Origin of the sequence: Mycobacterium sp. pUA109 (genome assembly GCF_041287095.1) — a bacterium.
GTDB lineage: Bacteria > Actinomycetota > Actinomycetes > Mycobacteriales > Mycobacteriaceae > Mycobacterium.
In genome coordinates this window covers 166,050-180,011 of record NZ_JBGGKS010000009.1, presented here as the reverse complement: position 1 = coordinate 180,011, position 13,962 = coordinate 166,050, and the positions used below count along the sequence as shown (strand labels likewise).

Genomic DNA, 13,962 nt, shown 5'->3' with positions numbered 1-13,962 from the left:
TTCGCACCAAAGTGTAGGCAGCGGACGTCGCGTCGACGCTCGCATTCGGCCACGCGAAACACCGCACGGTGGGACACTGGGCACGGTCGAGGGGGAAACCACGCTGAACAGGAGCAAAAGCATGGCCAGCGCCGAAGCGGATGTCCAGGCCCGTACACCGTTCGAGCAGGACGTCGCCGCCACGCAGGAATACTTCGACAGCCCACGGTTCGACGGGATCATCCGCCTCTATACGGCTCGACAGGTGGTCGAGCAGCGCGGCACCATCAGCACCGACTACACCGTGGCGCGCAAGGCCGCCGAGGAGTTCTACCCGCGCCTGCGGGAACTGTTCGCCCAGAAAAAGAGCATCACCACCTTCGGCCCGTACTCGCCGGGGCAGGCCGTGGTGATGAAGCGGACCGGCATCGAGGGCATCTACCTCGGCGGCTGGGCGACCTCGGCGAAGGGCTCGATCAGCGAGGATCCCGGACCCGACCTGGCCAGCTATCCGCTGAGCCAGGTGCCCGAGGAAGCCGCCGGGCTGGTGCGCGCCCTGCTCACCGCCGACCGCAATCAGCAGTACCTGCGGCTGAAGATGACCGACGCGCAACGCGCCGCGACCCCGGCCGTGGACTACCGACCGTTCATCATCGCCGACGCCGACACCGGTCACGGCGGTGACCCGCACGTACGCAACCTGATCCGCCGCTTCGTCGAGGCCGGGGTGCCCGGCTACCACATCGAGGACCAGCGCCCCGGCACCAAGAAGTGCGGGCATCAGGGCGGCAAGGTGTTGGTGCCGTCGGACGAACAGATCAAGCGGCTCAACACCGCCCGCTTCCAGCTGGATGTGATGCGGGTGCCGGGCATCATCGTCGCGCGCACCGACGCCGAGGCCGCCAACCTGATCGACAGCCGCGCCGACGAGCGTGACCAGCCGTTCATCCTGGGCACCACCAACCTGAAGATCCCGTCCTACAAAGCCTGTTTCCTGGCGATGATGCGGCGCTTCTACGAAGCGGGGCTGACCGAGCTCAACGGTCACCTGCTGTACGCGCTCCCCGACGGCGAGTACGCCACCGCCGACGCCTGGCTGCAGCGGCAGGGCATCACCGACCTGATCGGTCAGGCCGCCGCGGGCCAGCAAAACGGCGCGCAGAAGTCGATCGACGCCCTCTACGACGAGGTCGAGTCGAAGTTCGTCGACGCCTGGCAGGACGACGCCGGGCTGATGACCTACGGCGAGGCGGTGGCCGAGCTGCTCGAGTTCGGCGAGCGGGAGGGCGAGCCGCGCGACATGACCGCCGACGAGTGGCGCAAGTTCGCCGAGCGGGCACCGTTGTACACCGCGCGGGAGAAGGCCCGCGAGCTGGGCGCCGACCCCGGCTGGGATTGCGAGCGGGCCAAAACACCCGAGGGCTACTACCAGATCCGCGGCGGTATCCCCTATGCGATCGCCAAGTCGCTGGCGGCCGCACCGTTCGCCGACCTGCTGTGGATGGAGACCAAGACCGCCGATCTCGCCGACGCCCGGCAATTCGCCGAGGCGATCCACGCCGAGTACCCCGACCAGATGTTGGCCTACAACCTGTCGCCGTCGTTCAACTGGGACACCACCGGGATGAGCGACGACGAAATGCGGGCCTTCCCCGCCGAACTCGGCAAGATGGGGTTCGTCTTCAACTTCATCACCTACGGCGGGCACCAGGTCGACGGGGTGGCTTCCGAGGAATTCGCGGCCACCCTGCTGCAGGACGGCATGCTGGCGCTGGCCCGGCTGCAGCGCAAGATGCGGCTGGTCGAGTCGCCGTACCGCACCCCGCAAACCCTGGTCGGCGGCCCGCGCAGCGACGCCGCGCTGGCCGCCTCCTCGGGCCGCACCGCCACCACCAAGGCGATGGGCGAAGGCTCCACCCAGCACCAGCACCTGGTGCAGACCGAGGTGCCCAAGAAGCTGCTGGAGGACTGGCTGGCGCTGTGGAGCGAGCACTACCAGATGCCCGAAAAGCTGCGCGTGCAACTGCGCCCGACCCGTCCCGGCTCGGACGTGCTGGAGCTCGGCATCTACGACGGCGAGGACAAACTCGCCAACGTGATCGTCGACCCGATCAAAGACCGGCACGGCCGCAGCATCCTGACGGTGCGCGACCAGAACACCTTCGCCGAGAAGCTGCGGCAAAAGCGGCTGATGACGTTGATCCACCTGTGGCTGGTGCACCGCTTCAAGGCCGACGCGGTGTACTACGTCACGCCCACCGAGGACAACCAGTACCAGACCCAGAAGATGAAGTCGCACGGCATCTTCCGCGACGTGCACCAGGAGGTCGGCGAGATCATCGTCGCCGACGTGAACCAGCCCCGCATCGATGAGCTGCTGGCCCCCGACCGTGAGGCCCTGGGCCGCCTGATCCGCAAAGAGGACTAGCCCCTCTCGCCGAGCGTGCGTGTCCCCGGTCGACACGCGGAGGTCATCACCGGGTTTGCGCACGCTCGCGCATCGCTGGAATGCCTTGTGCCAACTAGGGTTCAGCCGCCATGGCCATCTTTCGGAAAAGACTTGACTTATTCCAGAATAGAGCGTCAGATGGGTGCCATGCCGTCCACGGCGGACTTCGCCGAGCAGCTGCGTGCGGCGCAGCTGCGTGTGACACGGCCTCGAGTGGCCGCACTTGAGGCCGTGCACGGGCATCCGCACGCCGACACCGAGACGATTTTTTCAGCCGTGCGCGCCGCGCTGCCCGAGGTGTCCCGCCAGGCCGTCTACGACGTGCTGTCGGCGCTGACCGCCGCGGGCCTGGTGCGCCGCATCCAGCCGTCCGGCTTCGTCGCACGCTACGAATCGCGGGTCGGCGACAACCACCACCACTTGGTCTGTCGCTCCTGCGGGGCCATCGAGGACGTCGACTGCGCGGTCGGCGAGACACCCTGCCTCACCCCCTCCGATGACGGCGGTTTCGCCCTGGACGAAGCCGAAGTCATCTACTGGGGTGTGTGCCCGAACTGTTCGACACCGCCCACCTGACCACAGCCCAATTCACCTACCGCGGAAAGGAACCACCCCATGTCCGAGAGCGAAGCCCCGGCAATCCCCTCCCCGACCCCTAAGGCGCATCGGCCGATGACCAACCGGGACTGGTGGCCGGACCAGCCGGACCTGGGCGTCCTGCGCAAGCACCTGGCACAGACCGACCCGCAGGGTGAGGACTTCAACTACGCCGAAGAATTCCAGTCCCTCGACCTGGAGGCACTCAAACGCGATGTCCTCGAGGTGATGACGACGTCGCAAGACTGGTGGCCCGCCGACTACGGCCACTACGGGCCGCTGTTCATCCGGATGAGTTGGCACGCCGCGGGCACCTACCGCATCCACGACGGCCGCGGCGGCGGCGGCGAAGGCGCGCAGCGCTTTGCGCCGCTGAACAGCTGGCCCGACAACGTGGTCCTCGATAAGGCGCGCCGGCTGCTGTGGCCGGTCAAGAAGAAGTACGGCCGCAAGATCTCCTGGGCCGATCTGATCATCTTCGCCGGCAACTACGCGCTGGACGCGATGGGGTTCAAGACCTTCGGCTTCGGCTTCGGCCGCGAAGACATCTACGAACCCGACGAGATCTTCTGGGGCCCCGAGGACACCTGGCTGGGCGACGAACGCTACAGCGGCAAACGGGACCTCGCCGCTCCGCACGGCGCCACCCAGATGGGTCTGATCTACGTGAATCCCGAGGGCCCCAACGGTAAGCCGGATCCGCTGGCCGCGGCCATCGACATCCGCGAGACGTTCGGCCGGATGGCGATGAACGACGTCGAGACCGCCGCACTGATCGTCGGCGGGCACACCTTCGGCAAGACGCACGGGGCCGGCGACGCCAGCCTCGTCGGGCCGGAGCCCGAGGGCGCCCCGCTGGAGCAGCAGGGCCTGGGCTGGAAGAGCGCGTTCGGCTCCGGTGTCGGTCGCGACGCGATCGGCAGCGGGCTGGAGGTGGTGTGGACGAACACCCCGACGAAGTGGGACAACAGCTTCCTGGAAATCCTGTACGGCTACGAGTGGGAACTGACCAAGAGCCCCGCCGGCGCCTACCAGTGGACGGCCAAGGACGCCGAACCGGTGATCCCCGACCCGTTCGACAGCTCCGTGAAGCGGCTGCCGACCATGTTGACGACGGACCTGTCGCTGCGCCAGGACCCGATCTACGGGCCGATCACCCGGCGCTGGCTGGACCACCCCGAGGAACTCGAGCTGGAGTTCGCCAAGGCGTGGTACAAGTTGCTGCACCGCGACATGGGGCCGGTGACACGGTATCTGGGCCCGTGGGTTCCCGAGCCGCAGCTGTGGCAGGACCCGGTACCCGCCGTCGACCACCCGCTGATCGACGACACCGACATCGCCGCGCTGAAGGGCAAGCTGCTTGACTCCGGGCTGTCGATCCCCCAGCTGGTCTCCACCGCGTGGGCATCGGCGGCCAGCTTCCGCGGCACCGACAAACGCGGCGGGGCCAACGGGGCACGGATTCGTCTGGCGCCGCAAAAGGACTGGGAGGTCAACAACCCGGCCGAACTGTCCAAGGCGCTGCAGGCGCTCGAGAAGGTCCAGCAGGACTTCAACGCCGCGCAGTCCGGCGGCAAAAAGGTGTCGCTGGCCGACGTGATCGTGCTGGGTGGCTGTGCGGCCGTCGAGCAAGCGGCGAAAGCCGCCGGGCACGCCATCACGGTGCCGTTCACGCCCGGACGCACCGATGCGTCGCAGGACCAGACCGATGTGGAGTCGTTCGCCGTGCTCGAACCGAGCGCCGACGGCTTCCGCAATTACCTTCGCGCCGAGGAGAAGTTGTCGGCGGAGATGTTGCTGGTGGACCGGGCGTTCATGTTGAACCTGACCGCCCCGGAGATGACGGTCCTTATCGGCGGCCTGCGGGCGCTGGGCGCCAACTTCGATCGAAGCAAGCACGGTGTGTTCACCGATCGGCCCGAGGTGTTGACCAACGACTTCTTCGTGAACCTGCTCGACATGGGCAATGAGTGGAAGGCGTCGGAGTCGTCGGAGAACGTCTACGAGATCCGTGACCGCGCCAGCGGCACCCTCAAGTGGACGGCCACCGCGGTGGACCTGGCGTTCGGATCGAATTCGCAGTTGCGTGGTCTTTCCGAGGTTTACGGCGCCGACGACGCGCAGGAGAAGTTTGTGCAGGACTTCGTCGCCGCATGGAACAAGGTGATGAACCTCGACCGCTTCGACCTCACCTGAGGCCCACTATCCGCCGCGAGCGTGCGTGTCCCCGGTCGACACGCCGGGCGAATCACCGGGTTTGCGCACGCTCGCGCGCCGAGCTCAACGGTCCGCCGCGGAAGCTACCACCTGCCGCTACCGAAGGCGTCGATACCCAGCGGCTAGGCGCGGGTTGGTTCCCCGGCCGCCCGCAGCGCGGTAACGGCCGCGCCGAACATGGTGGCTTTGATGGCACCCAACGTGCCCGGGTCTTTTTCGCCCAGCGGGCGCAGCACCTCGACCGCGGCGGCGGTCACCGCCCCCTCGCCGGCGGTGGCGTCGACGATGCCGAGGCCGGCGGCGTCCGTTCCGCCGAACCGGCGCCCGGTGGTCATGGAGGCCACCGCGGCCTGCGGGGTGAGTTTGGCCTGAATCAGCGCGGCCATCCCGGGAGTGAACGGAATCCGAATGTCGGCCTCGGGAAAGCAGAAGAAGCCGCGGTCGGCGCGCATCACCCGAAAGTCGTGGGCGATCGCCAACATCGCGCCGGCACCGAACGCGTGACCGACCACCGCCGCGGCGGTCGGCACCGGCAGCGTCAGCATCCGCGCCAGCAACCCCTGCACTTTGCCGACATACCAGTCGGCCCGCTCCCCGTGGGCGCCGAGCCAGTCCAGATCCAGTCCGTTGGTGTAGAACTTGCCGGTCGCGGTGGTGACCAGGCCGTGCACACCGGCGGCGATGACCTCGTCGAGCTTCGCGGCGATGTCGTCGAGAAACTCTGGGGAGAACCGATTTTCGTCCTCGCCCAAATCGAGGATGGCGATCTTGTCGTCGTAGCTGAGGGTCACGGTCATGCGGTCTGTCCTTTCGGTGGTGGCGGTCCGACGGCTAGCACCGCCCGCACCGCGGCGTGCAGGTGGTCGCGTGCGGTGGGGCTGCCCAGTCGCTCACGGCCGAGCACGATGGCGGTGGGCAGGTCGACGATGCAGGTGGTGATGGTGTCGACGGCGTCAGCGTCTTTGCGGTCCCACACCGCGGCGGCCAGCTGGCTCATCAACGCGACCAGCGAAGTGTCGAGTTCGGCCAACTGCGCGGCGATGTCGGTCGGCAGGTCCTCGCCGAGCAGGTCGTCGCGGCGAATGGTCAACAGCAGCTTGGCCGACTCCGGGTGGCGCCCAGCGAAAACCACCGGGGCGTCGGCCGCGGCCACCACCGCGTCCGCCGGTCCCCGGTCCGACAGCGCGTCCTCGACCAAGTCCTGCTGCAGGCCCAGGAATCGGCGCCCCGCCCGCAGCCACGCCGCCCCCGCCAGGCCGGCGCGTGACCCGTAGCTGTGGTAGAGGGCCCCGTTGGACATGCCGACCGCGGCACCGATCGCCCGGATCGTCACCGCGGCCGGACCGGACGCCGCGGCCAGCGACTCGACCGCGTCCAGCACGCGATCGGGGTCGTGAACACGGGGCCGGGGCACCCGCCCACCATAACAGAGCATCCGCTCCGTTATCTCCGGCGGGCCGTCGAGCAGCCGCTACACCCGCATCGGCAGTTGCCCGCGGATCAGCGGGGCGATCTTCTCGGCCAGGTAGGCGTGCCCCGCGTCGGTGGGGTGCACGCCGTCGGCGCCGATCAAATCCGGGCGGCCGACGAACCAGCCCTCGGCGATCGGATCGACGAAAGCCGCCCCGGTCAACCAGGCCTGAGCGCTCAGGGTGTCGCGGATCTGCAGCACGTTCCCCGGGACGTCGGCGGTCGGCCAGGCCGGCCCGATCACCAATAGTTTGGCTCCCGGCGCGGTGCGGTGCGCCAGATCGAAGGCGTTGTGGCTCAGCCCGGCCAGCGCGAGTAGGTCCACGCCCTGGTCGTTGCGGGAGCCGAAGAACACCACCAGCGCATCGTCGGGTCGCACGGCGCGGACCGTCAGATCACCGAAGGTGCTGCCGTGGTCGCCGATCGCGCCATAGCCGGCCCGACCCTCGGCGGCCACGTCGGCGGTCACCTGCACGCCCTGGCGACTGAGGATCTGCCAGGCCCGCGCGGTCCAGGCTTTGGAGCCCAGTCCCCCTTCATTGGTGCCGGTCGTGTAGGAGTCGCTGACCACCGCGACGTGCTCCAGCGGCGAATCCGCGCTGCGTAACGCGTAGGGCCGCACCGGCACCGGGTGCCTGATACCGACCAGCACGGCAACTGCGATCGCGAACGCGGTGATCCGCCCCACTGCTACCTCCACTGTCCATGCCGTCGCAATGGCCTGCACCGCGATCAGCGACAGCTTATGGCCTACCCGGCGCCGCCACCCGTATGACTAGAGCGCAAATCGCCGAGCGCGCGATGGTTAGCGTACCGCGTACCCAATAAGGTCTGGGGCACAGGGTGTTTCGTCGGCCGCGGCGCCGGCCGCATCGGTGTCGGGTGCCGGCGCGTCGACCGCGGCAGCGTCGGCGGCGGGCTCACGGTCCTCCTCGCCGGCGTCGGCAAGCGGGTCGACGTGTGGGGCCGGCTCCGGGCCGGCGCCGATCATCCGACGCATCCAGCGCCGGGCCGGCTCTTCGACACCGTGGAACAGCACGATGGCGCCCAGCACCGCGATGGCGAGCACGCCGAGCAAGATCCACGGTCCGGCGCTGTCCTGCAGGGTGAGCTCGAACTGCTTCACCGCCCAGTTCCAGGCGGTGTGCACCAGCTCGTGCACCATGTACAGGCCGAAGGAGATCTGTCCGCCGTACACCATCAGCCGGGTCGACAGCAGCCGCGGCAGGCTACCGACCCCGATGGCTAGCGTGACCACCACCGGCAGGAACAGCACGTCGACCAGCCCGCTGGAGTCGCTGACGGTGTCCACCGGATGCGCGTCGAGCACGTAGAGGGCCCCCACCAGCCCCGCGACCAGCGCGAACGACAGATATCCGACACCGCGCCGAGCTCGGTCGGTGGGCCGTAGCCGACGGACCGCCGCGCAGGCCAGCGCGCCGGCCACGAACTGGGTGACGATCCGGGGCAGCCAGCTCCACGGGGTGTAGAACTGGCCGGTGGCCAGCAGCAGCAGCACCGGCGGCAGCGCGGACGCGAACGCCAGCACCAGCAGGCTGCGCGCCCGGGTCACGTGTGTCATGCGGAAGATGACCAGCACCAGCACGCCGAACAGCAGGTAGGCCAGCCACTCCGCGCTGATCGACCAGGCCGGGCCGTCCCAGCTGGAGCCGTCGAAGAACGGCTCGAACCACAGCTGCACCAGCAGTAACTGCCGCACGTAGCTGATGGCGGTGAATTGGCTCATGTCCTCCGGGTGCACGTGGCCGACGTGGAGGGTGAAAATCACCCACGCGGCGGCTAAATGCAGGGTGACCAGGTACACCGGCCACACCCGGGCCAGCCGTAGCCAGAGGAAGTGCACGGTGTCGCGGGTCGACCAGGACGGCCCCATCCGGTCGAGGTAGTTCCAGGTCAGCACGAACCCGCTGAGGATGAAGAACAGGTCGACGCCCTGGGCCCCGCAGTTGAGCACCGGGGCCAGCGCCGAGCTGAAATTCGGGACCGCCTCGGCCAGCAGCGGGCGGAAGTGGAAGAGCACCACCCACACGGCGGCGACGATGCGAAGCCCGGTTAGGGCTTTGATCTCTCCGGTGCGCACAACACTCTTTCCGTATGACCCTGCTTTAGCTACGTTCGCGCTGCTCGGTGGACTGGCTGGGCGGTCGGCCGCGCCGCGGCCTGCCAACTACCAGCCTTCGCAGGGTAACAGCGTGATGCCGCCAATCGCGCGAAGCCCCACCACGGTATCGACGTACTTTTGCCGATCCGAAATGTCGGTCGCGCCGCCGGTCAGGGTCGTTCGAAGTGCTGGTAATCGATGGGCGACCGCCACGAACCGCCCCACTCCCAGCCGCGATCGACGAAGACCCGCACGGCCGGATCCTCGCCGTGCAACATGCCCGGGTCGGTGCGGCTGCGGTCCACATAGGGCCCCGCGGTCAACGGTTCGAGTACCCCGTCCGCGTGGACGGACGGGTTGAGCAGCGGGTTGACGTCGATCGCGCGACCGTAGGCGTGCAGCGACCACCGGTCGCTGCCGGGGATGCCGCGGCAACTGAACGCCGACGTGTTGTTGTCCTCCATCGACAACTCGTCGGCGGCCTGCGGGTAGTGATCGGGGGTGCGGATCTTCTCGATCGGGTAGCCCAGCCGGTACAGCGCGTCGAAGATCGCCAGCACCTCGTCGACCAGGTCCTGGTGCACGACGAGTTCGCCGTCGTGCGGCTGGCCGTCGAAGCCGAGGTGGCGGACCTCGACGCGGCGCAGCTGCGCCGGGTCGACCGGGCAGCCCGGCTGCCAGGAGGCGCCCAGGTCGGCCGCGGTCACCGGATGCACGGCGACCGGGGTGGGCGGCGGCGTGCCGACCGGCGCGCTGGTCGGCGGGGCGGCCGGCGACGGGCGGACGGTTTCCGGCCGCGGCGGCGGGTCGCTGCACTGCACCAGCACCACGCCCGCCGCCAGCAGCGCGGCTACCGATGGCACGAAGCGACGACGAGTCCTCACCCGTCCCGTTCTAACGCGGTTCGGCGGTTTCGGCGACAAAACATGGGTGATGCGGCATCGGGTCCGGCGATACGGGACTATGGAGGGGTGGACTGCGACGTGGCGCGCGAGGCGTTGTCCGCCCGCATCGACGGGGAGCCCGAGCCGGTGCCCTCGGCTCGCGTCGACGAGCATGTCCGGTCCTGCCCGGCCTGCGCGGCCTGGTACGCGACCGCCCGCGAACAGGCGGTTCAGCTGCGCAGCCTGGCCGGCGCCGGGGGCATCGCACCGGTGCCCGGTGACCGCGCCATCCGCCGCTTCGGTGCCGCCGTCGGGCTGCTGCGCGGGTCCCGACGGTACGGGCTGCGGGCCGGGCTGGCGCTGCTCGGCCTGATTCAGATCTGGCTTGCCGTGGCCCAAGCGGCGGGCATGGACTTCGGCCTGGTTGCCGCGCACCACGGGGCCGCCACCGGCGCCCACCTGCTCAACGAATCCACCGCCTGGTGCGCGGCGCTGGGCATCGCGACCGTCGCTGCCGCGTTCCTTCCGCCGATCGCGGCGGGCCTGGCCTGCGTGCTGGTGGCCTACGTCGGGTTGCTGGGCTGCTACGTGATCGCGGATGCGCTCGCCGGACAGGTCACCACGATCCGCATCGCCAGCCATGTCCCGGTCGCCGCGGCTGCCGTCCTCGCCGTGCTGGTGTGGCATGCCACCCGCCGGGATAACCCGCCGCCACGGATGCCGGCCGCGCTCGACGACCGGCCCCCGCAGGTGCGCAGCGTGCACCGCGACGATTCGGCGGCGTGACCGGTCAGGCGCCGAACTTGCGCAGCCGCAGGCTGTTGGACACCACCAGGAACGACGAAAACGCCATGGCGGCGCTGGCGACCAACGGGTTCAGCAGGCCGGAGGCGGCGATCGGGATCGCCGCGGCGTTGTAGCCGAACGCCCAGATCATGTTCGCGCGGATGGTGTGCAGGGTGGCCCGGGCCAGCCCCAGCGCCTGCGGGACGGAGTCCAGGCCGTCGCGGACCAGGATGATGTCGGCCGCGCCGATCGCCACATCGGTGCCACGGCCAATCGCCACGCCGAGATCGGAGCAGGCCAGCGCCGGCCCGTCATTGATGCCGTCGCCGACCATGGCGACCACCCGGCCCTGATCACGCAGCCGTTCGATGACGGCGACCTTGCCCTCCGGCAGGACGTCGGCGGTGATATCGCCGATGCCGACCGCCGCCGCGATGGCCGCCCCGGTGGCCGCGTTGTCGCCGGTCAGCAGCAGGGTCCGCAACCCGTCGCGGTGCAGCGCGGCCACCGCATCGGCCGCCGAACCCTTGACCGCGTCGGCGACGCTGATCGCCCCGCACACCGCGTCGCCCACCGCGACGAACACCACGGTCTCCCCGCGTGCTTCACCCGCCTTGCGCGCGACCGCGAGGTCACGGGGCAGCACCCGGCCGCGGGCGACCCACGCCGGGCGGCCGACCGTGACCCGGCCGATCTCGGTGGCTCCGGTCACGCCGTTGCCGGCGATCTCCTGAAAATCGTTGACGCCCAGCGGCGGCCGACCGGGCCGCGCCTGGGTGATGGCCCGCGCGACGGCATGTTCGGAGCCGGATTCCACCGCGGCCGCGTACCCCAGGATGTCGTCGGTGCACCAACCGTCGCCGGCCACCACCGCGGTCACCGCAGCCTCTCCGGTCGTCAGCGTTCCGGTTTTGTCGAACACCACGGTGTCCACGGCGCGGATCGCTTCCAATGCCCGGTGCCCCTTGAGGAAGATGCCCAACTGTGCGCCGCGGCCGGAGGCGACCATCATCGCGGTCGGCGTGGCCAGCCCGAGCGCGCACGGGCACGCGATCACCAACACCGCCAGCGCCGCCGCCACCGCGCGGTCGACGTCGCCGTCGACCACCCACCAGGCCGTGGCGGTCAGGCTTGCGATGACCAGCACGATAGGCACGAACACCGCCGCGATCCGGTCGGCCAGCCACTGCGCGTCGGCCTTGTCGGCTTGGGCCTCCTCCACCAGCCGCAGCATGCCCGCGAACCGGGTGTCGGGTCCGACGGCGGCGGCTTCGATGACCAGGCGTCCGTCGAGCACCATGGTGCCGCCGACCACGCTGGCGCCGGGGGCGGCGTCGACGGGCCGGGCCTCCCCGGTCAGCACGCTGACGTCGACAGCGGCCGTCCCGTCGACCACCAACCCGTCGGCCGCGATGGCCTGACCGGGGCGGGCGATGAACCGCTGCCCCTCCTTGAGTTCGGCGGCCGGGATCACCATCTCGTCGCCGTCGCCCAGCAGCACGGTGACGTTCTTGGCGCCCAGCGCTGCCAACGCCCGCAGCGCGGCGCCGGCTTTCGACTTCGCGCGGGCTTCGAAATACCGGCCCGCCAGCACGAACACCGTCATCCCGGCCGCGACCTCTAAATAGCTGGAGGCATTGCCCAGCAGCGCCTGCCACACCCCGTCGGCGCGGGCGGGACGGTTTTCGAAGAAGATCGTGTACAGCGACCAGACGCTGGCCGCGCCGACACCGATCGAGATCAGCGTCTCCATGCTGGCGGTGCCGAACCGGGCGTTACGCAGCGCGGTCCGGTGAAATGGCCACGCCGACCACCCCACGATCGGCGCCGCCAGCGCCGTCAACACCCACGCCCAGCCGGCGAAACGGGTCTCGGGTGCCACCGCGAACAGCACCGACAGGCCGGCCAGCGGCACGAACAAGGCCGCAGCGAGCACCAGCCGCAGCAACAGGCCGCGGGCTTGGCGCGCGTCGGGGTCCGCGTCGGCCACCGGCCGCGCCGAGCGGGATTCGGCCCGGTAGCCGGCGCGCCGGACGGCGTCGCACAGCTCGCCCAGCTCGACATCCCCGGCGGCGTCGACGGTGGCGACCCGGGTCGCCGCGTTCACCGAGGCCCGCACCCCGTCGAGCTTGTTCAGCGCGTTCTCCACCCGGGCCGCGCACGCCGCGCACGTCATCCCGGTGACGTCGAGCTGGATCCGCCGAACGCCCACGGTGGGGGCCGCAACGGTCGCCAAAGTCATTCCTCACCCCCGGTGGTATTCGCCACAGTTGCGTAGTCGGGTCGGGCTGCCGGTGAGTTCCCGGCCGACATCGAATAGGGTCAACGCCTGTGGCATCCGGTGACGACGACCAAATTACCGGGCTCGCATTGTCGGCGGGACGCGGCGACCCCGCCGCGTTGGAGCGGTTCATCCGCGCCACCCACCGGGATGTCTGGCGGTCCGTGGCCTACCTGGGTGGGGATCCCGGCGCGGCCGACGACCTGACCCAGGAGACGTTTCTGCGCGCGATCGCCGCGCTGCCCCGGTTTGCCGGCCGCTCCTCGGCGAAGACCTGGCTGCTGTCCATCGCCCGCCGCGTGGTGGTCGACCAGATCCGCTACAACCAGAGCCGCCCCCGCGCCCACCACGGCGTCGACGTGGACAAGGTGCTGGAAAGCCACCGCCCGGCCCGCAATTTCGAGCACATGGTGGAGGTCCGCATGTTGCTCGACGGCCTGGACGCCGACCGCCGGCACGCGCTGCTGTTGACGCAGGTGCTCGGCCTGTCCTACGCCGAGGCCGCCGAAGTGTGCGGCTGCCCGGTGGGAACCATCCGCTCCCGTGTCGCCCGGGCGCGCGAAGAGCTGATCAACGCGGCCGAGCGCACCCATCTGACCGGGTGATGCGCTGGTGGCCGCCGGTCGCGGTGGCGGCGATGCTGCTGCTGGGGTGGGCGGTCGGCACGGGTTCGACGTCGGTCGACGACGGGTTTGCGCGTTACACCCACGACGTCGTCGGCACCCAGCCGCGCTGGCTGCTGGCCTTCACCGACTGGTGGCTGCTCGGCCCGGTGCTGACCGCGTGCGTGGCGGCCGCGCTGTATCGGCGGCGGTGGCGGTTGGCGGCGGTGGTGCTGGTGTGCCCGTTCGCCACCATTGCGATCGACCAGGCGCTCAAGCGGTGGTTCGACCGGCACAACGGTACGTACCTGGAATATCCGAGCGGCCATACGGCACTGGTGGTTTCGGTGTTGGGCATGGTGGTGCTGGTGACCGGCGGCCGACGGTGGGCGGTGGCCGTCGCGGCGGTGGGCAGTGCGCTCGGCGCGCTCGGGCTGATCGCCTGCGGCTACCACTACCTCACCGACACGATCGGGGCGGTGCTGCTGGCCAGCGCGATGGTGTGCCTGGCCGCCCGGGTTGCCGGGGCCGCCGCACCCCGCGGGCCGGCGCCACCCGTCGACGGTTAACGTCGG

At 69.9% G+C, this 13,962-nt stretch carries 12 protein-coding genes; 6 read left to right on the top strand and 6 right to left on the bottom strand.

Annotation, left to right across the window (positions count from 1 at the left end):
- Positions 1 to 121 precede the first annotated feature (121 nt).
- From aceA to katG, 3 genes are all read left to right on the top strand, one after another.
- Complete coding sequence (gene aceA, locus ACAG26_RS12730; protein ID WP_370482652.1) at positions 122 to 2,407, top strand: isocitrate lyase ICL2; 2,286 nt, start codon at positions 122 to 124, stop codon at positions 2,405 to 2,407.
- Positions 2,408 to 2,575: 168 nt separating this feature from the next.
- Positions 2,576 to 3,004, top strand: coding sequence for a Fur family transcriptional regulator (locus tag ACAG26_RS12725; protein ID WP_370482650.1), 429 nt, complete (start codon positions 2,576 to 2,578; stop codon positions 3,002 to 3,004).
- Between the two features lie 39 nt (positions 3,005 to 3,043).
- A complete protein-coding gene (gene katG, locus ACAG26_RS12720) occupies positions 3,044 to 5,221 on the top strand; it encodes a catalase/peroxidase HPI (protein ID WP_370482648.1) in 2,178 nt (725 codons plus the stop codon).
- Positions 5,222 to 5,364: 143 nt separating this feature from the next.
- On the opposite strand, the gene ACAG26_RS12715 is transcribed toward katG, so the two are convergent.
- The 5 genes from ACAG26_RS12715 to ACAG26_RS12695 all read right to left on the bottom strand — a co-directional run bounded on the left by ACAG26_RS12715 (position 5,365) and on the right by ACAG26_RS12695 (position 9,697).
- Positions 5,365 to 6,039 carry an enoyl-CoA hydratase-related protein gene (locus ACAG26_RS12715; RefSeq protein ID WP_370482646.1) on the bottom strand — a complete coding sequence of 225 codons (675 nt, stop codon included), beginning with the start codon at positions 6,037 to 6,039 and terminating at the stop codon, positions 5,365 to 5,367.
- Entirely contained in the window at positions 6,036 to 6,656 is a 621-nt protein-coding gene (locus tag ACAG26_RS12710) for a TetR/AcrR family transcriptional regulator (RefSeq protein WP_370482644.1), read from the bottom strand. The genes ACAG26_RS12715 and ACAG26_RS12710 overlap by 4 nt, the downstream gene beginning before the upstream one ends.
- Positions 6,657 to 6,713: 57 nt before the next feature.
- A complete protein-coding gene (locus ACAG26_RS12705) occupies positions 6,714 to 7,400 on the bottom strand; it encodes a GDSL lipase (RefSeq protein WP_370482642.1) in 687 nt (228 codons plus the stop codon).
- Between the two features lie 117 nt (positions 7,401 to 7,517).
- Positions 7,518 to 8,813, bottom strand: a complete 1,296-nt coding sequence (locus tag ACAG26_RS12700; RefSeq protein ID WP_370482640.1) for an acyltransferase family protein — start codon at positions 8,811 to 8,813, stop codon at positions 7,518 to 7,520.
- Between the two features lie 191 nt (positions 8,814 to 9,004).
- Positions 9,005 to 9,697, bottom strand: coding sequence for a M15 family metallopeptidase (locus tag ACAG26_RS12695; protein ID WP_370482638.1), 693 nt, complete (start codon positions 9,695 to 9,697; stop codon positions 9,005 to 9,007).
- Between the two features lie 108 nt (positions 9,698 to 9,805).
- Here ACAG26_RS12695 and ACAG26_RS12690 point away from each other — a divergent pair, with 108 nt between their 5' ends.
- Positions 9,806 to 10,504 carry a zf-HC2 domain-containing protein gene (locus ACAG26_RS12690; RefSeq protein ID WP_370482636.1) on the top strand — a complete coding sequence of 233 codons (699 nt, stop codon included), beginning with the start codon at positions 9,806 to 9,808 and terminating at the stop codon, positions 10,502 to 10,504.
- A 4-nt stretch (positions 10,505 to 10,508) separates the two neighbouring features.
- Here the strand turns inward: ACAG26_RS12690 and ACAG26_RS12685 are convergent, their stop codons facing one another.
- On the bottom strand, positions 10,509 to 12,746 hold the full coding sequence (locus ACAG26_RS12685) for a heavy metal translocating P-type ATPase (RefSeq protein ID WP_370482634.1): 2,238 nt from the start codon (positions 12,744 to 12,746) through the stop codon (positions 10,509 to 10,511).
- An 89-nt stretch (positions 12,747 to 12,835) separates the two neighbouring features.
- Between ACAG26_RS12685 and sigC the strand changes: the two genes are divergently transcribed.
- Entirely contained in the window at positions 12,836 to 13,390 is a 555-nt protein-coding gene (gene sigC / locus ACAG26_RS12680) for an RNA polymerase sigma factor SigC (protein ID WP_370482633.1), read from the top strand.
- Complete coding sequence (locus tag ACAG26_RS12675; protein ID WP_370482749.1) at positions 13,390 to 13,956, top strand: phosphatase PAP2 family protein; 567 nt, start codon at positions 13,390 to 13,392, stop codon at positions 13,954 to 13,956. The genes sigC and ACAG26_RS12675 overlap by 1 nt, the downstream gene beginning before the upstream one ends.
- Positions 13,957 to 13,962: the final 6 nt, after the last annotated feature.

What these genes read in the sequence shown, in the direction of transcription:
- aceA (WP_370482652.1), top strand. Translation starts at nt 122, where the DNA reads ATGGCCAGCGCCGAAGCGGATGTCCAGGCCCGTACACCGTTCGAGCAG.
- ACAG26_RS12725 (WP_370482650.1), top strand. Translation starts at nt 2,576, where the DNA reads ATGCCGTCCACGGCGGACTTCGCCGAGCAGCTGCGTGCGGCGCAGCTG.
- ACAG26_RS12685 (WP_370482634.1), bottom strand. Translation starts at nt 12,746, where the DNA reads ATGACTTTGGCGACCGTTGCGGCCCCCACCGTGGGCGTTCGGCGGATC.
- ACAG26_RS12715 (WP_370482646.1), bottom strand. Translation starts at nt 6,039, where the DNA reads ATGACCGTGACCCTCAGCTACGACGACAAGATCGCCATCCTCGATTTG.
- ACAG26_RS12675 (WP_370482749.1), top strand. Translation starts at nt 13,390, where the DNA reads ATGCGCTGGTGGCCGCCGGTCGCGGTGGCGGCGATGCTGCTGCTGGGG.
- katG (WP_370482648.1), top strand. Translation starts at nt 3,044, where the DNA reads ATGTCCGAGAGCGAAGCCCCGGCAATCCCCTCCCCGACCCCTAAGGCG.